The 3917-nt window shown below is 55.5% G+C and carries 3 protein-coding genes; all 3 read right to left on the bottom strand.

Annotated elements, in window-relative coordinates; translation table 11 throughout:
* Positions 1 to 481 precede the first annotated feature (481 nt).
* The gene (locus H6F43_RS15280) at positions 482 to 1735 is read right to left on the bottom strand and encodes a glycosyltransferase (RefSeq protein WP_190343590.1); all 1254 of its coding nucleotides are present in this window, start codon (positions 1733 to 1735) and stop codon (positions 482 to 484) included.
* Between the two features lie 81 nt (positions 1736 to 1816).
* Positions 1817 to 3571, bottom strand: coding sequence for a hypothetical protein (locus H6F43_RS15275; RefSeq protein WP_190343589.1), 1755 nt, complete (start codon positions 3569 to 3571; stop codon positions 1817 to 1819).
* Between the two features lie 55 nt (positions 3572 to 3626).
* Positions 3627 to 3917: hypothetical protein (locus H6F43_RS15270; RefSeq protein WP_190343588.1), on the bottom strand; the 291-nt coding region annotated here is incomplete at its 5' end.

Here is a 3917-nt window from a genome sequence, read left to right as displayed (position 1 = left end):
CAGTCTTGTTGCTCAGCTTCCTGAGCAAGAGAAAATACAGGTTGCGAGGAGATAGTGGGAGACCAGTAGGTATCTCACGCTACATCGTTTTTGAAGTTGAGCCTGCCTGTTAAACCAATTCTCTGAATCCCAGCGATCGATCAACGACTAAACCGTTGACGAAATCGAGCGGTTGCAATTCTATCGCTGGCGTCCGCGCAGCGAGTGTTGCGAACTGCGAATTGCAAATTCCGAATTGGTATAGGTTCTGTCAGTCAACCAGCGTCTTCAGCCACAATTCGTACCGCATCAGAGCAGCGGCTAATGCAACAAACCGTTGAGGCGTCACCAAGGGATGCCCCTAGTGACGCCTCAATGATTTCAAAACGAATGGCGGTCAGCTGACCAGCCGCGCTGTATGGTTCCGTCTATGCTGAGTAGACGTTTAATGATCGCGCTTAGAGAAGCGGTGCTCTAAGCAGAACTGCTGTCATTCAGTGGTTCAGGACGGCTTTGATTCTGTCGGCGTCACGCTCCAATCTGGTGGGGGCGACTGCTTGCCGTACTTGTCTACGAGTACCGCATAGAAGAAGCCACTAAACAGCGTTTGGGCACCCATCAGGATCAGCACCATGCCCGTGACAGCCGCGCGAATTCCTGAGATGGGACCAAAATTACTCTTGAGCCAAACTTCGATGACAGAGAACTCAAAGATTAGCCCACCAATAATCATGGCGGCGGCAAGCAAGATAATTCGCTCGATGTTGATGCTGTTAACCAGTTTGTCCATCCGGTGCGATCGCTGCTGCAACCGGTGAGTCAGCATGTACAAGTGCGCCAGAATGCCCGTCAGAATAAGCTCATAGCCCAGCAGACACGACAGCGCCGCCACCACGATCCAGTGGTCATTGAATCGCAGATTGCCGAAGTAGACGAACTCGCCGCTGGGAGACAAATTCAGCACCAGCGTCAACAGCGCCCCTACCAAGAACAGCAGCGCTCCCGGTAGCCAGTAGATGTACTTTGGCGCAAACAGCAGGATGTACTTCAGGTGCCGCCAGCCATCTGCCCACGGGCGCAAGTGCGGGGCGCGATCGCGCCCGTCTTTGTGCAGTGTAATCGGCACTTCAGTGACGCGCAGCCCCAGCACTGCCGCTTTTACCAGCATCTCCGAAGCAAACTCCATCCCGTCAGACTCTAACTTCATCCGGTTAAACGCGTTCTTCGTGAACGCTCGCATTCCCGAATTCACGTCGGAGAACTTAGCGGGATAGAGCAAATTCACCAGCCACGTCAGCACTGGAGTTCCCAGGTGGCGGTTTTTCCAGGGCATTGCGCCGGGCATAATTCGACCGCGCAGCCGCGATCCAATGCAGAAGTTGTAGCCCAGCATCAGCTTTTCGACAAGGTGAACAGCTTCGCGGAAATCGTAGGAGTCGTCGGAGTCGCCCATAACGATGTAGCGTCCTTTTGCAGCTTGGATGCCCCAGCGCAATGCGGCACCGTAGCCGCGAACGGGCACATCAACCACTCTGGCACCCAGCGATCTGGCAAGATCCTGGGAGCCATCAGTCGAGCCATTGTCGGCAATCACGACTTCACCAGGAATGCGCAACTGGGCGATCGCCTCTTGCGCCTTGCGGATGCAAACGGGCAGGGTTTTCGACTCATTCAGGCAGGGCATGACGATCGAGACTTCAGGCTCTGCGTTGGGATCGATAAAACTACGATTCGTTTCCAGAATGTTGTTGACCATGCTTTAGGCACCACTTAACTAAACGTCTTACCAGGCGATTGAACGTGAACGATGACTCAGGAAACGGTCTCTCGGCGCTACTTACTTCTGCAACAGGTATGCATAGTATTTTGTTTTGCCAACTCGCTGCCAGCCTTCTCGGCTAGCCGCATCCAGCGCTATAACGGGGCGCTTCCTCACCAGCACCTTTGCTCCAGTCTCCCGGATAGCCTGAAGGGCAGAGGCTCGATCGGCGGCAGAATAAACCCAGAACCTCTCTTCATCCTGAGTCTCCGCCACAATCTTGACGTGCGCGAGACGCGCCCACGGGATGTGCGTGTCTCGCCCCTCGATCGCCACGCGATCGCCGGGTTGAATGCCCATCTGCTGCAAAGCTTGTACAGTTTCCCAGTACATGTGCGGTGGTCCGATCCGAATCTCTTCAAGGTTGCTCTTCGCGTACCCCAGCAGTCGCCCATGAGCGATGAGCACCACGACAAGCGCCACAATTGTCAGCCGTTTGCGGGCGATCGCCGAGTCGGGCAACCGCACTGCCAGAAAGCAGCCTGTGAACAGCAGCACAATGAATGGAGCCAAATAGCGAGTACTCGGCTGCACGTCGTAGGAGGTCAGCGTCAAATCGGTTCCGATCATGTAGGCTCCTAGACCCGCAGCGGCAGGAAGCAGTAGCCACCACGCCTGCTTCGCCGCACGATTCGGTAAAAACCGTCCGCCCAGCGCCAGCAGAATCAGATAGAAAATCAGCAGAAACGCAAAGAACTCAATCGTGCAAAACTGAACATTTTTGACCAGAACCGCAATTTGTTTGTTCAGGTCAAACTTGGCTTTAATGCCGTCGTACCAGTACGACGGATCGGTCCAAGAGGGATAGGTACCGCCGAGCGGCGTAGCAAACTCAAACACGACCGGGTTGTCATGAATCTTACGGCTTGGGTGCTTGGGAATGCCGTATTGGGGACTACCTTGCCAGTGCGTGTCTTCGATTAGCCGCTCACCCGGATTAACGAACCAGACGTAGTTGATTTTGCCGGTATCGCCGATCGTGAACCGACCCTTGCTGAGCGACAGCGCCGTTACAAACGGTCCAGTCACCAGCCCAAACACCAGCAGCGCCACTAGAACACGCGGCAGCGCTCGCCGCAGATTGCCTGCCGCAAACAGCGTCACACCCAGAAAAATCAGGGCGATCGGAAACATGACGGCTTTCGACAGGTACGCAAATCCCAGCGCCACGCCCAGCGCCACAAAGCTAGACCACTTGAGCTTGCCCATGCTGATTCGCAGCAGCATTGCCGCCGCGATGTACATCATCGTGATCGTCAGCATGTCCGGCGTATCCGTCAGGATCTGAATCCAGGCTAGAGAGGTCCAAAGAAACAGCGTGTAGCCGCATACAAGCCACACCCACTCCGGAATCTGAAACGTCTCACGGCTCGTCGAAGCCGCGATCGCTTGTCGGCACCGCAGCAGTTCGTTCAGAAACAGCTCAAAGCTGATCAGCGCCCCCAAGTAAATCAGAAAATTGACCAGCTTTAGCGTAGGAAACTCCCAGTAGGGCGTCGGCTTGAGCACCGCAAATACGAATCCCAGAATCCACGAATACAGCGGACTCCAATATCCGTTAATCGCGTTGCTCCAGTCGCCTCTAGCGTAGGCATCGCCGACATCCAGGTAGGCAACCGCGTCCATCGTGGCGATCGTGAACCGATACGCCAAGGCTTGCAGCGCTCCCAGCACGATCGCCAACGTCCAAAAGCCCGCCCGCAGCACAGACCGCTGACTCTTCTCGGAAGAAATCGCTTTATTGACGGTATCCAGCGTGATCAGATGTGACATAACTCTGTTTGAGCTTCGGTGAAGAACAGGTATTCAACAAGCGTGTCCGGTCAACCTAGGGCTGCAATGGGTAGGCGTAATAGCCTGTGCTGCCGATGGGAAGCCAGCGCGATCGCGCAATCTCGTCCGGTATGCGTTCCGACGATTCCACCACGATCGCGCTGGCTCCTGCCTGCTTCATCGCGCTGAGCACCTCCGATTGCACCGTTGCTCCCACTGCCCAAAAGCGCTCTGCGTTGGGAATTTGAGCAATAATTCGCACTCGTGCCAGCCGCGCCCACGCTTGATGGGACGGATCGGGACCCAGAATCGCAATCGGGCTACCGGGCTGAATGCCAACCTGCTG

The sequence above is a fragment of the Leptolyngbya sp. FACHB-36 genome (assembly GCF_014695955.1).
Lineage (GTDB): Bacteria > Cyanobacteriota > Cyanobacteriia > Leptolyngbyales > Leptolyngbyaceae > FACHB-36.
Note: the sequence above shows the minus strand (reverse complement) of the source record. Positions and strands in the feature narration are given on the sequence as shown.

What these genes read in the sequence shown, in the direction of transcription:
- H6F43_RS15280 (WP_190343590.1), bottom strand. Translation starts at nt 1,735, where the DNA reads ATGGTCAACAACATTCTGGAAACGAATCGTAGTTTTATCGATCCCAAC.
- H6F43_RS15275 (WP_190343589.1), bottom strand. Translation starts at nt 3,571, where the DNA reads ATGTCACATCTGATCACGCTGGATACCGTCAATAAAGCGATTTCTTCC.